The following is a 2,378-nucleotide window of genomic DNA, read 5'->3' on the forward strand; positions in this document are numbered from 1 at the left end:
TTGGGCATGGGCCTGCAGGACACCTTCGAGGACCATTCCGACTCCGCTGCCGTGGCACTGGGTTCCCTGCGACGCGACGACGGTGGCATGGACCGCTTCCTCACGTCACTGGGCGAAGCCCACGTCCACGGAGTCGACATCGACTGGCACGCCGCCTTCGCCGACCGAGGAGCCCAGCGGATCGAACTACCCACCTACCCCTTCCAACACGACCACTACTGGCTCGAGAATGGAAGTCGCAGGCCGGATGTCGACGCTGCGGGACAGCAAGCGATCAACCATATCCTGGCGAACGCGCTTGTAGAACTGGCGCAGATGGATGGTCTTCTCCTCACGGGCTGCCTCTCCGAGAGCACTCACCCCTGGATTGCCGACCACATAGTCGGTGGCGTCATGGTCTTGCCCGCATCGGCGTTGCTTGAACTGGCGTTCCGGGCGGGCACGGAAGTCGGGGCGGACCATATCGAGGAACTGACCCTGGAGGCGCCGCTGGTCTTCCACAGGGGCACCAGGGTCAAGTTCCAGGTCGCCATGTCCGCGCCGGACGCGGACAGCAGGCGAGCGGTGAGCGTGCATTCCCAAAGCGAGACGGGCTGGGTGCGGCACGCGGTCGGCTGCATGGTGAGGTCGTCAGCGCAGGACGCTGGTAGGTCCACCGAAGTGGAGGAGTGGCCGCCGATGGGTGCCACCCCTCTCGATCTGAGCGGTGTCTATGAAGACCTGGTCGAACGCGGGTACGACTACGGTCCGGCGTTCCAGTGTCTTCGCGCAGTGTGGCGCAACGACCAGGAAGTGTTCGCCGAAGTCGCGCTGCCCGAACCAGAAGTCGGTGAGTCTGGCTCTTTTCTCCTGCACCCAGCGCTGCTGGACGCGCTCCTTCAGTCTCTGTTGGTCGCTGATCTGAACGAGGAAGCGCAGCAGATTCGGATGCCCTTCGCCTGGACGGGGGTGTCGTTGTACGAGCCGGGAGCCTCCGTGTTGCGGTGCAGGATCTCAAGGCGGCAGCCAGACACTCTGTCACTGAGCATTACGCAGACCACAGGCCGCCCCGTGGCATCGGTGGAATCCTTGGCACTGCGGCCGATATCCGCTGAGAAAATCGGAACTGCCGGACCGGTCCGGAAAATGCGCGCTCGGCAGGCGAACAGGTCGGACGAAATATCTCTCCGGCGCCGGTTGGCCAATCTTTCCGCAAACGCAAAAATCCGCGCTCTTGTGGACATTGTCCGCACATACGCCGCTGCCGTCCTGGGATACAAGGAGGACTTGGGAGAGGTCGGCGCCAGGACGGCGTTCACCGAACTCGGCCTCGGTTCCATGGAGGCCGTACAGCTGCGTAACAAACTGAATGCGGCTACGGGCCTGCGGCTACCGACCACGTTCGCCTTCGAATACTCAACCGCTGAGGCGATGGCGCGGAAACTCTGTGACGAGCTGTTCCCGAGCCCTTCCCCGTCCACGGAACACGAAAACGTGCCGGATGAACCTGCGGCAGCCGGTGCTGATGCTGATTCAGCTGATCTCGCCGCACTCATCGAGATGGCACACCACGTCGGCGACCTCTGAGTCACGAGCCTGGGGTAATGATGTCTGAACAGCAGCTCATCAACGCACTACGCGCCTCTGTGAAGGAAAGCGAACGTCTACGACAACGAAATCGCGAACTTGCCGAAAACAGTCGTGAGCCGGTGGCAGTCGTGGGAATGGCATGCCATTACCCCGGTGGGGTGGCCAGCCCTGCTGACTTGTGGAACCTGGTGATCTCCGAAGGGGATGCGGTGTCCGGGTTTCCGGAGGACCGAGGCTGGGACATCGAAACACTCTTCAACCCCAATAGCGAAATAGCGGGGTCGAGCTATACCCGACACGGGGGGTTCTTGGCAGATTCCAAGAACTTTGATCCGGAGTTCTTTGGTATCTCTCCGCGTGAGGCGTTGGCGATGGACCCGCAGCAGCGGTTGCTGCTGGAAACGTCCTGGGAAGCCATCGAAGACGCAGGGATCGACCCCTTCACACTGCGGGAAAGTGACACCAGCCTGTTCATCGGGTCCAACGGGCAGGACTACGCCTCCAGGCTGGGGCGCTACCCCGCCGCGCTGGAAGCGCAGTTGGGAACAGGAAGCGCCGCCAGCGTCCTGTCCGGTCGGGTGGCGTATGTGCTGGGGCTTGAGGGGCCCGCGGTGACGGTGGACACGGCGTGTTCGTCGTCGTTGGTGGCGCTGCACTGGGCGGTGCAGTCGTTGCGCTCCGGTGAGAGCTCCCTGGCGTTGGCGGGCGGTGTCACCGTCATGTCCTCACCCTCAAGGTTCGTGGAGTTCAGCCGGCAGCGCGGCCTCGCCCCGGACGGCAGGTGCAAGTCCTTCGCCGCGGCAGCCGAC

Annotated in this window: 2 protein-coding genes; both read left to right on the top strand. The window is 63.3% G+C overall.

Annotation, left to right across the window (positions count from 1 at the left end; translation table 11 throughout):
* A partial coding sequence (locus JK363_RS41140) for a polyketide synthase dehydratase domain-containing protein (RefSeq protein WP_201883444.1) occupies nt 1-1,566 on the top strand: 1,566 nt, incomplete at its 5' end.
* Between the two features lie 20 nt (nt 1,567-1,586).
* On the top strand, nt 1,587-2,378 hold a 792-nt coding region (locus JK363_RS41145), incomplete at its 3' end, for a beta-ketoacyl synthase N-terminal-like domain-containing protein (RefSeq protein ID WP_236076573.1).

It is taken from the genome of Streptomyces coffeae, from assembly GCF_016741875.1.
Taxonomy (GTDB): domain Bacteria; phylum Actinomycetota; class Actinomycetes; order Streptomycetales; family Streptomycetaceae; genus Streptomyces; species Streptomyces coffeae.